The 16,087-nt window shown below is 67.5% G+C and carries 16 protein-coding genes and 1 tRNA gene; 7 read left to right on the top strand and 10 right to left on the bottom strand.

What is annotated here, in order from left to right:
- Together ACTHMS_RS12385 and ACTHMS_RS12380 are read left to right on the top strand one after the other, a co-directional pair.
- The coding region (locus ACTHMS_RS12385; RefSeq protein ID WP_440306972.1) for a DUF4192 domain-containing protein at positions 1-657 on the top strand (657 nt) is incomplete at its 5' end.
- Between the two features lie 85 nt (positions 658-742).
- Positions 743-1,750, top strand: coding sequence for a DUF932 domain-containing protein (locus ACTHMS_RS12380; RefSeq protein WP_440306971.1), 1,008 nt, complete (start codon positions 743-745; stop codon positions 1,748-1,750).
- 72 nt (positions 1,751-1,822) lie between these two features.
- Here ACTHMS_RS12380 and ACTHMS_RS12375 read toward each other — a convergent pair whose 3' ends face one another.
- On the bottom strand, positions 1,823-2,107 hold the full coding sequence (locus tag ACTHMS_RS12375) for a hypothetical protein (RefSeq protein WP_440306970.1): 285 nt from the start codon (positions 2,105-2,107) through the stop codon (positions 1,823-1,825).
- A 1,658-nt stretch (positions 2,108-3,765) separates the two neighbouring features.
- Between ACTHMS_RS12375 and ACTHMS_RS12370 the strand changes: the two genes are divergently transcribed.
- The 4 genes from ACTHMS_RS12370 (at position 3,766) to ACTHMS_RS12355 (ending at position 10,531) form a co-directional block, all read left to right on the top strand.
- Positions 3,766-4,347, top strand: a complete 582-nt coding sequence (locus ACTHMS_RS12370) for a recombinase family protein (RefSeq protein WP_440306969.1) — start codon at positions 3,766-3,768, stop codon at positions 4,345-4,347.
- 196 nt (positions 4,348-4,543) lie between these two features.
- A complete protein-coding gene (locus ACTHMS_RS12365) occupies positions 4,544-6,004 on the top strand; it encodes a type I restriction-modification system subunit M (RefSeq protein WP_440306968.1) in 1,461 nt (486 codons plus the stop codon).
- Between the two features lie 11 nt (positions 6,005-6,015).
- The gene (locus tag ACTHMS_RS12360; protein ID WP_440306967.1) at positions 6,016-7,086 is read left to right on the top strand and encodes a restriction endonuclease subunit S; all 1,071 of its coding nucleotides are present in this window, start codon (positions 6,016-6,018) and stop codon (positions 7,084-7,086) included.
- 34 nt (positions 7,087-7,120) lie between these two features.
- Positions 7,121-10,531, top strand: a complete 3,411-nt coding sequence (locus ACTHMS_RS12355; RefSeq protein WP_440306966.1) for a DEAD/DEAH box helicase family protein — start codon at positions 7,121-7,123, stop codon at positions 10,529-10,531.
- 333 nt (positions 10,532-10,864) lie between these two features.
- On the opposite strand, the gene ACTHMS_RS12350 is transcribed toward ACTHMS_RS12355, so the two are convergent.
- The 9 genes from ACTHMS_RS12350 to ACTHMS_RS12310 all read right to left on the bottom strand — a co-directional run bounded on the left by ACTHMS_RS12350 (position 10,865) and on the right by ACTHMS_RS12310 (position 15,216).
- Positions 10,865-12,049 carry an AAA family ATPase gene (locus ACTHMS_RS12350; protein ID WP_440306965.1) on the bottom strand — a complete coding sequence of 395 codons (1,185 nt, stop codon included), beginning with the start codon at positions 12,047-12,049 and terminating at the stop codon, positions 10,865-10,867.
- Positions 12,046-12,264 (bottom strand): hypothetical protein, encoded by a 219-nt coding sequence (locus ACTHMS_RS12345; RefSeq protein WP_440306964.1) that lies wholly within the window; start codon positions 12,262-12,264, stop codon positions 12,046-12,048. The genes ACTHMS_RS12350 and ACTHMS_RS12345 overlap by 4 nt, the downstream gene beginning before the upstream one ends.
- The gene (locus ACTHMS_RS12340) at positions 12,261-12,596 is read right to left on the bottom strand and encodes a hypothetical protein (protein WP_440306963.1); all 336 of its coding nucleotides are present in this window, start codon (positions 12,594-12,596) and stop codon (positions 12,261-12,263) included. The genes ACTHMS_RS12345 and ACTHMS_RS12340 overlap by 4 nt, the downstream gene beginning before the upstream one ends.
- The gene (locus ACTHMS_RS12335) at positions 12,589-12,954 is read right to left on the bottom strand and encodes a hypothetical protein (RefSeq protein ID WP_440306962.1); all 366 of its coding nucleotides are present in this window, start codon (positions 12,952-12,954) and stop codon (positions 12,589-12,591) included. Before ACTHMS_RS12335 ends, ACTHMS_RS12340 begins: the two co-directional genes overlap by 8 nt.
- Complete coding sequence (locus tag ACTHMS_RS12330; protein WP_440306961.1) at positions 12,951-13,271, bottom strand: hypothetical protein; 321 nt, start codon at positions 13,269-13,271, stop codon at positions 12,951-12,953. Before ACTHMS_RS12330 ends, ACTHMS_RS12335 begins: the two co-directional genes overlap by 4 nt.
- Before the next feature lie 137 nt (positions 13,272-13,408).
- Positions 13,409-13,948 (bottom strand): hypothetical protein, encoded by a 540-nt coding sequence (locus ACTHMS_RS12325; protein ID WP_440306960.1) that lies wholly within the window; start codon positions 13,946-13,948, stop codon positions 13,409-13,411.
- A 32-nt stretch (positions 13,949-13,980) separates the two neighbouring features.
- The gene (locus tag ACTHMS_RS12320) at positions 13,981-14,889 is read right to left on the bottom strand and encodes a tyrosine-type recombinase/integrase (RefSeq protein WP_440306959.1); all 909 of its coding nucleotides are present in this window, start codon (positions 14,887-14,889) and stop codon (positions 13,981-13,983) included.
- An 85-nt stretch (positions 14,890-14,974) separates the two neighbouring features.
- Positions 14,975-15,047 (bottom strand) — tRNA-Arg (locus ACTHMS_RS12315).
- Positions 15,048-15,072: 25 nt separating this feature from the next.
- Entirely contained in the window at positions 15,073-15,216 is a 144-nt protein-coding gene (locus ACTHMS_RS12310; protein ID WP_440306958.1) for a hypothetical protein, read from the bottom strand.
- A gap of 93 nt (positions 15,217-15,309) precedes the next feature.
- On the opposite strand from ACTHMS_RS12310, the gene ACTHMS_RS12305 reads away from it, so the two are divergent.
- On the top strand, positions 15,310-16,087 hold a 778-nt coding region (locus ACTHMS_RS12305; RefSeq protein WP_440306957.1), incomplete at its 3' end, for a GlxA family transcriptional regulator.

The raw sequence follows: 16,087 nt of genomic DNA, 5'->3' as shown, positions 1-16,087 counted from the left end.
CCAACCCCGGCCCCGCTCGTGGGCGGGGCCGGGCGGGGGGGGGCGCTGCCCGGCGCCGCCCCGACCCCCGGCCCGCGCGCGCCCACGCCCATCGGCACCGACTCTGCGGTCAGGGCCAGCGCGATCTACGCCGGCCTGACCGCCGAGCCGACACGACAGGACTACCTCGGCCGGCACCGGCCACTCGAGGACCGCGACGAACTCCTGCCCGCGATCCGGGCCTGCGAGGACGCCGAGGTGCGGGCGATGATCGCCGACCGGCTGCCGACGCACCACCGAGCCGTCACCCGGGCGGTCTTCCGCGCCACGCGCTCGGACGTCCCGCCTGACGACGACACGGCTGCCCGCCTGCTCGTCGGCCTCCGCAGCTTCGCCGTACGGGACGCGGTCTGGCTCGCCGTCGACGACGCCACGCTCGACGGCTGCCAGCTCTGGCTCGACCTCGCCCGTCGCGCGCCGGCACCGTACGACGCCGCCCCGTGGTTCCTGCTCGCCTGGGCGAGCTGGCGGGCGGGGCGCAGCGTCCTCGCCCGGGACGCGGTCGAACGCGCCCTCGGAAGCGACCCCGGGTACAGCGCCGCGGATCTCCTGCTGGCGGCCATCGAGCACCACCTCGACCCGCGGCGGATGCCCATGCTGCGGCAACCCAGCAAGTAGCCCGACGGTTCGACCACGGCCCGCCCCGACATCCCGGGGCGGGCCGTTCCCATCTACGAAAGGCACTCTCATGTCACGCGAGAGCATGACGACCCTCAACACCCAGACACTGATCGGCTTCACCAGCAAGCGCGGAACCGCCTGGCACTGGCGCTCCGACCTCCAGGGCGCCGAGCCGAACCATTACGACGGCGCCGTTCCCGTCGCCGACGTCGCCCGCCGCCTCTTCCATTGGGACGCCGTCACCGCCGACGTCCAAGCCGTCCTCGTCGACGACCGCGGCGTCAACGTCATCCCAGACCCAACCCGGAAGGCCATCGTCCGCCCCGACACGAACACGATCCTCGGCATAGCCGGCACCGGCTACGCGATGCACCAGTACCGGCAGTGGCTGCTGGACCATCTCGCCCTTCTGCTCGACGAAGGTCTCCAGATCGGCTCCGCCGGCCTACTCGGCGGCGGCCGGGTCGCCTGGGTCCAGCTCGAGACGGCGGAGAACTTTGCCACCGGAACGGGCGTCGAGTTCCGACCCCACTTGCTGGCCTGCACGTCGCACGACGGCTCCGTCGCCTCGACGTACAAGCGGGTCCAGACCGTCGTCGTGTGCGACAACACCCTCGCCATCGCACGCGGCGAGAACGGGGCTGAGATCCGCGTCCGGCACACCCGCAACAGCAACCTCAAAGTCGCGACCGCACGGGACGCCCTGCAGATCGTGTTCGACTCCGGCGCCAAGTTCGCCGCCGAAGTCGACAGGCTCGTCGAAACCGCCGTCGCCGAGGCACAGTGGCACGCCTTCCTCGACGCCCACACACCGATCCCGCAAAAGGAGGGAAGAAGCCGCACCCTTGCCATCGCCAAACGCAAGGCTCTGCTTGAACTCTGGTACTACGACGGGAGGGTCGCCCCTTGGCGAGGCACGGCTTACGGCGTCCTGCAGGCGACGAACACCTACAACCAGCACCTCGCCGCAGTCAGGGGCACGACGAGGCAGGACCGCGCCATGGTCCGCGTCATCGACGGTTCAACATCCAGGGCAGACCGTGCAACGCTCGGCCTCCTCTCCCGCCTGCTCGGGGCTGATACCGCATAGTTCCCTGAGGCCCTGCCTCCGGGGTTGGCCCCGGAGGCAGGGCACGCCTCGCGCCGATTCGTTGCGCGAGGGCTACGCCAGGCAGTACTTGGTCGTCGCCAACATTGGGCCCTGCTCGAATGCGAGCTGGTAGCCCTGGCCGATGTCCTGCGTGTCTGCGTCGCTGACGTGATCGCCGTAGATCTCTTTCGGGGCGTAGTCCGGCGGGTCGAGCTCGACATCGGTCGCCAGCACATACTCCATCCCCCCAGGAATTGGTCGACTGGAGACGATCTCGTTCATCCAGCGGTAGGTGCCGGACGAGTAGTTGTCGACGCCCCACCTGTCGTGGGCGTGTGGCCCGAAAACGTGGAGCACGACGTTGTAGGGCGCGATGTCGCTACGGCACGAGTGGGGCTTGTTCGGCATGTAGCCGCGGACCAGGTGGGGACCCGCTGAAGTGTCTTCGGACGGTCGGACCCGCGTCGGGTTGGCCTGCGGCGACCTCGCAGGCGTCGGGGTGACCGTGACGGTCACGGTCGTCGTCGGCGTCGGCTTGCGACGCGGACGCTTGGGCGATGCGGAAGGCACTGCGGCGGAGGTCTGGCCCAAGACACTCGGGGTGGTCGCCGCCGACGAGGCCGGCGTCGACGGAGCGCTCGTAGGGATGGCTACCGAAGAAGTCGACGTGCGAACGTCACTCCGAACGACGTGTGCAGCGTCGGTCTGTCCTGACGAACACGCCGACGCTCCGGCGCAAATGAGCGCTGTTGCGAACAGGACCGGTGATACCCGGCGCCCGTGAGGCTGAGCCATCAATTACTCCAACTCCACATGCTTCGCTGACCAGCCGGACTGCGCACCTCGTCAGCAAGCTCCTTACGCTCGTGCGCTGATCTCGCCGTTCATGTCGGCGAGCGCAGTGTGGAACTGAGCAGTCGGATCAGAGCTCTCTGTCCTGTCAGGAGGTCCGCCGCTCGAGTGCAAGCTCCAACCTCGCCGGGCCACGGATCGCTTCGCAAGCTGCGCCAGGTCCGCGGTCGGAGGCCGGCCCCCTACCATGCTGCTTGTGTGCGACGCATCTGCCTGCGGGTATCCCGCGGTGGCTCAGTGCATGGCCGGGTGCTCCCGTAATCTGTGCGGACTGCACTTCACGCAGAATCGCGCCCTATCCGCTGGCGGTTGGCCTACCTCCGACCTGATACGGCAGGACCCCTGGGCCGCGCTCGGCGATCTTCACTTTGAACTTCGCTCCGAGGCACTTAAGCGGTGGCTCGCTTCCGGCGGGAATCCACAATGCGATGACTGTCTGCACAACAAGATCCCCGCACTACGTGACATTGCTCGCCAGCTGCGCGAAGCCGACGCGTCCCAGCGGCGCGATGACACCGAATCGCTGGCTCGGCGCATATCCGCCGTGCTGCAGCAGCGCAGAGGCGACGTACAGGTCAAGCCGGGACTGCGGGGTTGGTACCTCGGGAGTACCTCGTACACCTTAGACGCTGACTCGTATCACCCGCAGACCCAATACGATCACATGTGGCTTGGCGAGGATGGCTTGATCTACGAGGTCGGGACCACCCACGGCAGTCCTCCGAAGATAAGCAGTTGGCGCCGACCGCCTCATGCGCTGCCTGAAGCGCATGCCGGTCGCCAGCCCGAGCTGCGTGACAGCAGCTACCTATCTCGCCTTCTACGCGCGGATTGAGTCTCCTCGTATAGAACTCCCTGGCGCCCGGCCCCCTGCTTCGGGCGCGGCAACTCGGACTGGCGAGAGGCCTGTCCATCGCCTCCCGGCTGAGGCTGTCCTTCATAGGGCCGAGCGCAGTACGGCCCCGGTTGGCACCTTCGCGGACTGCCGTAAACCAACGTTATGCGGCAGGCGCACACCGCCCATAGGGATGGCCGCCGCCTGGTGGTTCTGAGCCCTGCTGGCCTCCCGCAACCCCTCCCGCAATTAACCACCCGCAATCGGTTCCGGCTGCGGGACTCCGCCACGCCCGGATCCGGGCATGGCCATCGAAAGGAGCATCACCATGGCCGACATCGGCTACGCCCGGGTCAGCACCCCGGAGCAGTCCCTCGACCGCCAGCTCGATGACCTGAAGGCCGCCGGCTGCACCCGCATCTTCGCCGAGACCGCATCCGGCAAGCGAGGCGCCCACCGGCCCGAGTGGGAGGCTTGCCTCGGACACCTCCGCGCAGGCGACAGCCTCGTCGTCACCGAGCTGTCCCGGCTGGGCCGCAACACCGGCGACCTCGGCCGGCTCCTTGACGACCTCGACGACCGGCAGGTGGGGCTGAAGATCCTGAACCTCGGGGTCGACACCAGGACCGCAGCCGGGCGGCTGATCTTCACCATCGTTGGGGCCGTCGCGGCGATGGAACGGGACCTGCTCATCGAGCGCACTCACTCCGGCCTGGCCGCTGCCCGGGCCCGGGGCCGTGTCGGCGGTCGCCGCCGCAGCTACACCCCGGAGCAGCAGCGCGAGGCCCAGCAGCTCTACGACACCGGACAGGTGACCGTCGACCAGATCGCCCGCGCGGTCGGCTCCAGCGTGACCACCGTGTACCGCTACTTGAAGAGCAGCGATTCGACTCCCCGCACTTGCGAGTAACACGAGACCCCTACCGGCCCCTTCGGGGGCCGGTAGGGGTCTTCTCGTCATTTGATGGCCTCGCAACGCGCCGCCCGAGGGCCTAAAGGACCTACAGCCAATGCAAGTTGCTCGCGCGGGATCCGCACACGATCCATCGGCGCAACACCGAGGATGGGGTCGGCACCTACCGGTACGGAGAGATAGGTTCCACCGCGTGATCACCGGAGAGTTGCGCGGCAAGGTCGACCGAGTGTGGGACGCCTTCTGGTCCGGCGGGGTCTCGAACCCACTCCAGGTCGTCGAGCAGTTCACGTACCTGCTGTTCCTGCGCCGCCTCGACGAGTTGCAGACGCTGGCTGAGAACAAGGCCAACCGCACCGGGAAGCCCGTCGAGCGGGTGATCTTCCCCGACGGCCCGACCGACCCTCGCCGGTGGAAGAACTTCTCCAACATGGAACCCGCAGCCATGTTCGAGGTCGTCTCAACCCAGGTGTTCCCCTTCCTGCGCGAGCTCGGCGGCGACGGATCGACCTACGCCTCCCACATGAAGGACGCCACCTTCGTCATCCCCACGCCGGCGCTGCTCGACCGGGTCGTCGACCTCGTCGGGGACATCCCGATGAGCGACCGCGACACCAACGGCGACCTCTACGAGTACATGCTCGGCAAGATCGCCTCTGCCGGTACGAACGGCCAGTTCCGCACCCCGAGGCACATCATCCAGCTCATGGTCGACATGACCGCCCCGACACCGTCGGACGAGATCATCGACCCGGCCTGCGGCACCGCCGGGTTCCTCGTCGCCGCCGCCGAGTACCTCCGCCGGGAGCACCCAAACCTGCTTCTCGACGAGGTCAGCCGCAAGCACTTCCACAACTCGATGTTCCACGGATACGACTTCGACAACACCATGCTCCGTATCGGCTCCATGAACATGCTCATGCACGGCGTGGAAGACCCCGACATCACCTACCGCGACTCCCTGTCCGAAGGCGCTGCCGATGCCGCCGACGTCGCAACCCTCGTCCTGGCCAACCCACCGTTCGCCGGCTCCCTCGACTACGAAGGCACCGCGAAGGACCTCCAACAGGTCGTGAAGACCAGGAAGACCGAACTGCTGTTCCTCGCCCTGTTCCTGCGCCTGCTCCGCACCGGCGGACGAGCAGCGGTCATCGTCCCCGACGGAGTGCTGTTTGGCTCCTCGATGGCCCACAGACAGCTGCGGAAGTCGCTGGTTGAAGACCACCAGCTCCAAGGCGTCGTCAAGCTCCCCTCCGGCGTGTTCCGTCCCTACGCTGGGGTCTCGACCGCGATATTGCTATTCACCAAGACCGGCGTCGGCGGCACCGACCAGGTCTGGTTCTACGACGTCCGCGCCGACGGGTACTCCCTCGACGACAAGCGCAACCCTGTCGAGGCCAACGACCTTCCCGACGCCCTCACTCGATGGAAGGACCGCGACGGAGCCGAACGCGACCGCGACCGCACCGAACAGTCCTTCTGCGTCCCTAAGGCCGACATCGCGGCCCAGGACTACGACCTATCCCTCAACCGCTACAAGGAAGCGATCCACGAGCAAGCTGAGCACCGGAACCCGCTGGAAATCATCGCGGAGTTAGAGAAGCTTGAAGCCGACATCACGCAGGGGCTGGCCGAACTTAAGGCGATGCTGTGACAGCTTGGCCGATGGCAACTCTGGGCGAGCTCGCCAGACCTAAACAGTGGCCAATTCTCGCGGCGTCATCCATGTCTAATGAGGGCTTCCCCGTCTACGGCGCTAACGGCCCAATCGGTCATTCCAGGTCTTTCACTCACTCGGAGCCCGTCATTCTGGTGGGCTGTCGCGGTACGTGTGGATCAGTTCACGTAACACCACCGGGGCAGATTTATGCGAACGGGAACGCAATGGCCCTGGATCAGCTTGATCCTCGGGTTGACATTAGATACCTCGCATTCTGGCTCCGAAAGCGCGGCTTCCGTGACGTCATCACGGGAAGTTCGCAACCGCAGATCACGCGACAAAACATCGTGCGAGTCGAGGTCCCGTTGCCGCCACTGCATGAACAGCGGCGGATCGCGGACATCCTCGACCGAGCCGACGCCCTCCGCGCCAAGCGCCGCCAGTCCCTCGCCCTCCTCGACGACCACACCCAGTCGATCTTCCTCGACATGTTCGGCGACGTCCGCTCAAATTCCCGCGGCTACCCGTCCTCACCGTTGGTCAGCCTTGGGGTCGTTCGGACTGGAAAGACACCGCCCTCGGCGATGGCTGGTGCTTTCGAAGGCAACATTCCGTTCGTAACGCCAGGCGATCTCGGGACTGCGAAGCATCCGGCGCGGGTCGTGAGCGATGAGGCTGCCGACTTGGTCGGAACCGTGCGTCGAGGCGCCACCTTGGTCTGCTGCATCGGCGCGACGATAGGCAAGGTCGGAATGGCGGCCTCCCGAAGCGCTTTCAACCAACAGATAAACGCCGTCGAATGGTCGCCGGACGTAGATGACATTTACGGTCTTATGAGTATGAAGCTCCGTCGCGACATGATCGCGCGACTTGGAACCTCGACGACGCTACCCATCTTGAACAAGTCGGGGTTCATGCGAATTGAAATTCCCGTGCCACCACTTGAACTACAGCTCCTCTTCCGCGAGCGGTACGAGCGGTCGCAGCGACTTCGGGCCATTGCGCAATCGCAGGCGGAGGGAGCCGCTGAGCTCTTTGCCGCTCTACAGCATCGGGCCTTTGCTGGCCTGCTTTGATACGACATGAGGATCAGGCCGAGAGGACTCGCTCGTGAGTAACTTCGCCTTCCTGCGTACGGAGTGGCCGCAGCTGTACGACCCCGCCGCGCGGGCTGAGCAACTGGCTGCGGGCGACCCTCGGGCGGCATGCTTTTATGCCCGCCGGTGCTTGGAGCTTGCGCTGAGCTGGCTGTACGACGCCGACTCGACCCTGGTACGCCCGTACCGAGATGACCTGTCTGCACGGATCTGGGAGCCGTCGTTCCGGTCGCTGGTGGGCAACGACATTCAGACCAAGGCCGATCTGGTGCGGCGCCGGGGCAATGACGCGGTCCACAGGAACACCCCGATCAGCCCCAACGAATCAGTGGCGACGTTGGGGCAGTTGTGGCAAGTGCTGTTCTGGCTGGCCAGGCATTACTCCCGCGACCCAGCGAACATCCCCGCCGACGGGACGGCCTTCGACGCGACGGCGGTGCCGAAGCCGGTCAGCGCGCAGGTGCGGGCGCAGCGGCAGGCGGAGCTGGTCGAGCAGCAGCGCCGGTTCGAGCAGGTCGACGCGGAGGCGGCACGGCTGCGGGACGCCAACGTGTCCCTCGAGGCCGAGCTTGAGGCGCTGCGTGCCGAAGTGGCGGCGGCGAAGGCCGTCAACGACGCCCGCCCGGACGAGCACGACTACAACGAGGCCGAGACGCGGGACCTGTTCATCGACCTGCTGCTGAAGGAGGCCGGCTGGGCGCTGGACCGACGGGAGGACCGCGAGTTCGAGGTCACCGGCATGCCCAACAACCAGGGCAAGGGCTTTGTCGACTACGTGCTGTGGGGTGATGACGGCAGGCCGCTGGGGCTGGTGGAGGCGAAGCGGACCCGGCGGGACGCGAAGGTCGGGGAGCGGCAGGCAGAGCTGTACGCCGACTGCCTCGAGGGGATGTTCGGGCAGCGCCCCGTGATCTTCTGCAGCAACGGCTACGAGCACTGGATCTGGGACGACCGCGCCTTCGGTGCCGACGGGTACCCGCCCCGGCCGGTGTCCGGCTTCTACACCAAGGCCGAGCTGGAGCTGGCGGTCCAGCGCCGCACCACACGCAAGCACCTTGGGGGGCTGCCGATCAACGACGGGATCGCCGAGCGGCACTACCAGCATCGGGCGATCCGCCGCATCGGGGAGGCGTTCGAGGCTCACCAGCGGGACGCCCTGCTGGTGATGGCGACCGGGGCGGGAAAAACCCGCACCGTCGTGGCGCTGGTTGACCTGTTGCAGCGGGCGAACTGGGTCAAGCGGGTCCTGTTCCTTGCCGACCGCGTCGCGCTCGTTAAGCAGGCCGTGAACGCCTTCAAGACCCACCTGCCGGCCTCGACGACGGTGAACCTGGTGACGGAGAAGGACGTCGACGGGCGGGTGTACGTGTCGACGTACCCGACGATGATGGGGCTGATCAACACCGGCGACGGCTCCGAGGGCAACAGGTTCGGGGCGGGGTTCTTCGACCTGATCGTGATCGACGAGGCGCACCGTTCGGTGTACGCGAAGTACGGTGCCATCTTCGACTGGTTCGACGCCCCGCTCGTCGGGTTGACCGCGACCCCAAAGGACGAGATCGACCGCAACACCTACCGCCTGTTCCACCTCGAAGACGGCGTCCCGACCGATTCCTACGGGCTGAGCGAGGCCGTCGCCGAGGGCTACCTCGTCCCACCGAAGGCCGTGTCGGTCACGACCGACTTCATGCAGCGCGGGATCCGCTACGACAACCTCAGCGAGGAGGAGAAAGCCGCGTGGGACGCCGCTGAGTGGGACGAAGACGGCACCGTCCCCGACCAGGTCGACGCGGCGTCGCTGAACAGGTGGCTGTTCAACGCTGACACCGTCGACAAGATGCTCGGCTACCTGATGGCCGAGGGGCACCGAGTCGCCGGGGGTGACCGGCTCGGGAAGACGATCATCTTCGCGGTCAACAACGCCCACGCCGAGTTCATCCGCGAACGGTTCGATTTGAACTACCCGCACTACGGCGGCCGGTTCGCCCGGGTGATCACGCATAAGACCGAGTACGCCCAATCGCTGATCGACGACTTCTCGATCAAGCACAAGGCCCCGCACATCGCGATCAGCGTGGACATGCTGGACACCGGCATCGACGTCCCCGAAGTCGTGAACCTCGTCTACTTCAAGCCGGTCAGATCGAAGGCCAAGTTCTGGCAGATGCTCGGCCGCGGCACTCGCCTGTGCCCCGACCTGTACGGCCCCGGCGAGCACAAGGCCGACTTCCGGGTCTTCGACTTCTGCGGCAACCTCGAGTTCTTCAACCAAGACCTCCCCGGCGCCGAGGGCACGGTCGCGGAGCCGCTCGCGCAGCGCATCTTCAAGGCCCGCGCCGAACTCCTCGCCGCCCTCCCCGGGACGGTAGACCCGGCCGAGGACGCCACCGCTGGCGTGGCCGGGCTGAAGGCCTCCCTGGCCTCGACGCTGCACACCGCGGTCGCCGGAATGACGCTGGACAACTTCGTCGTCCGCCCCCAGCGCCGGTGGGTCGAGAAGTACGGCGAGGCCGACGCCTGGGCGGCCCTGGATCGTGCCGGCGCGGACGAGGTGGCCGAGCACCTATCCGGCCTCCCCACCGGAATCCAGGACCCCGACGAGGCAGCGAAGCGCTTCGACCTGATGCTGCTGCGCCTGCAGCTGGGCGTACTCGGGCAGGAGACCGGCTTCGACCGGCTCCGCGGCCAGGTGCAGGGCATCGCCACCGCCCTGCTGGACCTGGCGAACATCCCTGCCGTCGCGGCCCAGCTGGAGCTGCTCGACGCCCTCGCCGGGGAGGAGTGGTGGGTCGACGTCACCGTCCCCCTGCTCGAGCTGACCCGGCGCCGGATCCGGTCGCTCGTGGCGTTGGTCCCGAAAGGCAAGCGCAAGATCGTGTACACGGACTTCGCCGACACCCTCGGCACGGCGGAGACCGTCGAGTTGCGCCACGCAGCCGTCATCGACGTCCATCGCTTCACCGACAAGATCCGGGTCTACCTCACTGGGCACCTCGACCACGTCGCCCTGCAGAAGCTGCGGCGCAACCGGCCCCTCACCGCCGACGACCTTGCCGAATTGGAACGGATCCTCGCCGAGTCCGGCGCCGGCACCCGGGACGAGATGGCCCAGGCCGTCGAGCAGGCCCAGGGCCTTGGCCTGTTCATCCGCGGCCTGGTCGGTCTTGACCGCGACGCCGCTGCGGACGCGCTGGCCGGGCTCATCGCCGGCCGCACCCTCACCGCGAACCAGCTCCACTTCCTCGATCTCGTCGTTGAGTACCTGACCCAGAACGGCGTCATGGACGCCGGCCGCCTCTACGAGTCCCCGTTCACGGAGCTGGCCCCGGCCGGGCCAGAGAGCCTGTTCAGTGGAGCCGACATCGACGCCCTCATCGTCGCCCTGGACAAGGTCCGCGCCGGGGCCTCGACTGGCGTTGCCTGACCCCACCTGTCTCGGACTGCCGAAGGAAATTCATCCGGCCGGCGGCTCGTCGAAGCGAGCGCGCAGCACGGGTTTGCCAGCAAAGTACGAGAAATACCTACCACTCTCCCGTCGCCGTCCTTCTTGAGGCGCCATCCTTCGACCGCGGCTGAGCCGGGCGACGTAGGAGCAAGTGCCTTAAGGGCCATCCGTAACCGAGCCAGCACCGCAGGAGCTGACGGCCTGTCACCTTCGTCCTGTTCTCCAAGCCGACGCTCCCGCCTGTGAGGCACCGTTTCCCGCCGTTTCCGCCTCGTTCCCGGAACCGGGAAACGGCTGGTTCCCGGGTCCCCGCTATAGGGAACCGGAACCAGCGGAACCGGTCTCGGCCTCGGTCACCGTTTCCGGCTCTGGCGTCGCAACGATTGCGACCGCGGGATTCACTGTCACCAGCTGATCCGCAAGCTTGAGATCGCAGTTTGCGTCTCCAGGCTGAAAGGGGTGCCGCGACGAGTGGAGCTGGGCCGACCCAGCCTGCACACGGGTCAAGTGCCCCGAGGCGACCAATTCGTCGACCGCGGTGAGAACCTCCTGGGTGCGGCCGGCGACGCGGTTCTTGATCGCTGTCTTCGTCAGCGGTTCGGCCGACTCCTCGACGGCGCGGGAAACTCGCACCTTCAGCGTCTCCATCGCACTAACGGGTCGATCTTGGTCCTCGCGGCGGCCTGACGCGAGAACGAGGATCGTCGTCGTCACCCCCCGGCCATCGACCTGGACCGTGGCGGCGAGTTGCATCCGTCCCCGGGTACGGCCGCAGTGCTGTCGGATCTGACCGGGCCGGTCCTTCCCAATCCAGAGCTCGAGCGCGCCGACCATGCCGATGCCGATGGGGTCCTTCACCTCCACAAGGAAAGCGGCGCCCGTGAGACTCGCCATCTTGGCCTGCGCGCCGATGGCATGCCTGCCGCGTCCTTCCACGTCCTTCGTGACGTGATCGACGAGGGCGACCGCAGCGCCGGTGCTTGCAGCGAGCCGGCGCGGCAGATCCCGCATCCAGGCCGACACTTCGTCGTTGTCCTTGGTGCTGTAGCCGTAGATGCCCAGCGCGTCGGTCACGCCGTCGATGACGATCAGGTTGTAGCACCCACGGCAGAGAGCCTCGAATGCCGCGCGCTCGCCCTCAGAGCGGGGGTCAGCGTCGGGGCGCACATACGTGAAACCGTCCAGGATCTGGGACGGCGTAGCGCCGAGTACGAGCAGGCGGTCGCGAAGCGAATGGGCGTCCGACTCGAAGTCCAGATACAAGACTTTGGCGCCAGATCTCAACAGGCGCGCGCATTCCCACTGAAGCAGTAACGACTTGCCCGACTCACTTTCCCCGTGAAACGAGTGGACGAGACCTGGATAGATCAAAAAGACGCCGTCGTCCCGGGGGAAGAGCGTGGGCACGACAAGCGGCTCCGTGCTGGCAAGCACAGCCGCCATATCGACCGGGCGCCACGACGGCGGTTGATCTACAGCCACCGGGAGCGTGGTCATCGGACCACCAACTCGAGATCGACGTCGCCGCCCAACCGCTTGATCATGAAGACCACGTCGTCAACCTTCGCCACTGGGATCCGCCAGCGCCGTCGGTCAGGGTCCCATCGTCGGCTCGACCGTGCCGCCTTCAAAGCGGCTTTGACGATGCCTCCGGGGCCAGCGACGAAGGCGGCCCCTTCGGCCACCTCGATCCGCACACGACCCGCGGTCATGCAAGCACCTGGAGCATCAACGTGGCCCACTGTTGGGGAGTCATGACGACACGCCAGGTCCCGCCCCGGAGTCGGACAAAACTGCTTACGAAGCTGGCGCCGGCGTTTTCGCGCTGCTGCTCGGCCTCGAGGGGCTTCTCGCGCACCGCCCGGAGCGCGTCGGCCCAGTTGGCAACCTGGATGACCGTGTCCGGGACTCCGTCCAGGTCGCCGACATCGTCGAGCCGGCCGGCACCGAGCTTCCTGCGCACCGGCAGGCCGAGCATGTCCTGCAGGAGCGCCGCGACCTCCCGCTCGGCGACCTTGCCCTTGTTCTGATTCCGGTTAGGCATGGTCGGCTCCGAGGACCGCGCCCGCTGGCAGGTACGGCCGACCGCCGCGCGCCTTCCAGGCGGCGGCGTGAACGCACCTCGAGCAGGAGCCGCAGCGGCGCTGACACGGCTTGTGGTCGACCTCGTGGGTCGCGCGGATCTCGTCCCACGGCCGCTGCCGCCAGACCGTTCGAGCGGCGGTGGCGGCACCGGACCGGCCCGCTGCCTCAAGATCCGCATAGACGCTGGTACGACCGTCCGCGAGTCCTGCGGCGTAGGCGATGCCGAGCCATGGCAAGGCATCGGGCGGGGCACCGTTCAGCAGAGCGAGCAGGTCACCCGACGTGGTGGGGCGGCCCCGCTCGCCGATGCCGGTCATGACGCCGTACCGCCGAACGCCTCAAGCTCTGACTCGGCCGCTGCGGCCTGCGCGGTCGCCTCCTTGATGCGCATGCGCGCCTGCTTGGCCTTCAGCGTCATCCGCAGCATGTGCGCCCGCTGGTAGTCGTCCACGGCGCGTGCGAGGGCGTCGCCGGTCAACCCCGGATTGTCGGCGAGTGCTTGGCGCTCGAATTGCGCGCGCCGTTCGGCGCGGGCCTTCTGGGTCAGAACGGCGCGGTCAGGTGTCTTCGCCAGGCGCGTGGTGTTCGCGATACGGGCGATGAGCGCGCGATCTTCGGGACTTCGTGCGGGCATGGCGAGTAACCGGCCCCTTCAGGGTCGTCACTCGGGTTCCCATCCCGAAGGACTGCGGCGGTCGCCACCAGGTGGCCGTGTCCACGCCTATGGCAGTCGGGGCTGTTCTGTTGTCGACAGCATAGAGGTGCCGTCGCCTACCGCGGGTTCCATCTCCCGTAGGGCGCGCCGAGGACCGGCAGCTCGTGCGACCGCGGGCCCTCTGACGACGCCGTCGTGACAGTAACGGTGTCCGAGAGGCGGAGGGAGCTGCCATGTTCAAGGTCGCTGAGCCAGACAAGCTCGAGAGCGTCCGCAAGGACATAGCGCCCCGACCCGTGCCGGCAGGCGATGGGAGCCCACATGTCGGCGTCGTACGCGTCGTTGGCAGCTCCGCCGTTCGCGTAGTACATCTTGGCGCCGCGACGTGTGTGGGCCGATAGGAACACCCATTGGCCGCCCTCGGCGAGCTTTTCGAGGAAGATCTCGACAAGTAGGCAGTTGAGGTCGCAGCGGATGAAGAGGTCGACACGGTGGCGCCGCTGCGCAGTGGTCAGGGCGTCGATTCGGCTTTGGAACGCTGCTGCTTTGGCTCGGTTTCGGGCCACGTCTCTCGCGGACAGAAGGCGGTAGGCGAGATCGGACGCCTCAAGGTCGGAGGTGTCCATAGCCAGGACCCACCAGTCGTCCTCCGTCAAGCCGCGGATCTTGTCCTCGCGTGCCCGATCCATCAGAGCCGGTCGCCGAGTGCGAGGCGTCGATGGGCGTCGCGGGCGCGTTCGTCTGCCTTACTGGCGCCGTAGCGGCGCAACATCTGCGGTGACTTCCAGCCCATGATCCGCATGAGGTCGGTCTCGCCGCCGCCGGCAGAGAGCCAGGAGTGTGCTGCGGTGTGCCGGAACTGGTGCGCGTGCAGCCCTTCGATCCCGACGGCGGCGCCGCGGCGTCGAAGCATCTGCGAGATCCCGTTCGACAGCATCGCGCCCTTCCCCTTCTCGCCGAGCCAGAGGCCGGGCAGGTGCGCTTGCCGGTCCTTCGCCCGCGAGCGCAGGTAGCGGCCGAGCGCGAGGGCGGTGGTTTGGCCGAACGGCAGCGCCCGTCCGCGTCGCCCCTTTCCGACGACGTGACACACACCCGCGTCGAAGTCCACGTCGTCCACCGTGAGCGCAGCGATCTCGCCGAGCCGCCCGCCGGTGTCGGCGAGCAGCCGGATGATCGCGTTGTCGCGCCGTTCGACCAGGCTGTTGCCTTTGCAGGTCTCGAGCAGCGCCCGGATCTGCTCGACGGTGAGCACCGGCACGGGCTGCTCGGGGACGATGGGCGGCAGCGCGCCGTCCATCGGGTTGCGTTCGATCTCCTCCTCGCGGAGCAACCACTTGAAGAACTGCTGCAGCGCGCGGAAGTCGGCCGACACTGTCGCCGGCTTGACCCTGTCGAGCCGGTGCCGCACGAAGGCCTCGACGTCGCGGCGCGTTACGTCAGCGGGGGACAGGCACGGGTTCTCCGGGCGGCTCGTCAGATAGACGGCCAGCTCGCGCACGGCGGCGGTGTAGATCCGCTGCGTCGAGGTTGACAGGTTCCGCGAGCGCAGGAAGGCCAAGAAGTCACGCTCGAACGACGGCCACTCGGAAGAGGTCATCAGCGAAAGTTACCTTGTCGCTGACCTCAGTGCCATGCTCGTCAAGCTCGGCCAACCCCATATAGGCCAGTGAATACAGGAGTTGCGCCCCCGGCAGGGATCGAACCTGCGACCAACCGCTTAGAAGGCGGATGCTCTGTCCACTGAGCTACGGGGGCCCGCTGCCAGTCTGGTGCGCGCCCATTATCGCGGGCGGCCGGATCGTCTCGTCGCGTGATCGAGCATGCTGCCCACCGTGAAGCGGCGGTCACGGGTGTCGGCGCCGATGCCGAAGGCCGGCAGCAGACCGAGGAGGAGCAGGACGCCGAGGAAGAGGAGAGGACTCATGGCACAGACTGTCCACCCGTCGACATCCCGCCGCGACTGACTTTTTGTCGAGGACCGTTGATTTCACGCCAAGTGCTGTGGCAGCCTCGTCGCGTGGCTCCTCGTCTCCGCTCCGTGCCCGCGTTCCCGCCGATCCGCAAGGTCGCGATCATGGCGTTGCCGGGCGTCGCCCCGTTCGAGCTCGGCGTGGCCTGGGAGGGGTTCGGCATCGACCGGTCGGACGACGGTGTGCCGAACTACGAGTGCGCGGTCGTGTCGCCCGAGCCGACGGTGCCGACGTCGGGCGGGTACACGATCACCACCCAGTACGGCCTCGACCACGCCGCCGACGCCGACCTCGTCGTTGTCCCCGCCCGTACGGCCCTGGGATGCAGCGAGGACGACGCCCTCCAGCTGCTGCGCGACACGGTCGCCCGCGGCGCCCGCGTCATGAGTGTCTGCAGCGGCGCGTTCGCGCTCGGCGAGGCCGGCCTGCTCGACGACCGCGAGTGCACGACCCATTGGCGTCACGCGGACGAACTGGCGGCGCGCTTCCCGTGCGCACGGGTCAACCCCAACGTGCTGTTCGTGTGCGACGGCCCGGTGCTGACGTCGGCGGGGACGGCCGCCGGGCTCGACCTGTGCCTGCACCTCATCCGCGCCGACCACGGCGAGGAGATCGCGCGTCGGGTGGCCCGCCGGATGGTCATGCCGCCGCACCGTGACGGTGGGCAGGCGCAGTTCGTCGAGACGCCGGTGCGGTTCCGCCAGGCCGAGACGCTCGCCCCGCTGCTGGACGAACTCGCCGCGGCACTCGACGAGGAGTACTCGATCGACGACCTTGCCGCTCGCTGCTCGATGAGCACGCGCACGTTCGCGCGGCGGTTCCGTG

Origin of the sequence: Jatrophihabitans sp. (assembly GCF_051960575.1) — a bacterium.
GTDB lineage: Bacteria > Actinomycetota > Actinomycetes > Mycobacteriales > Jatrophihabitantaceae > JBQCEE01.
This window is presented reverse-complemented; position numbering and strand designations above follow the sequence as displayed.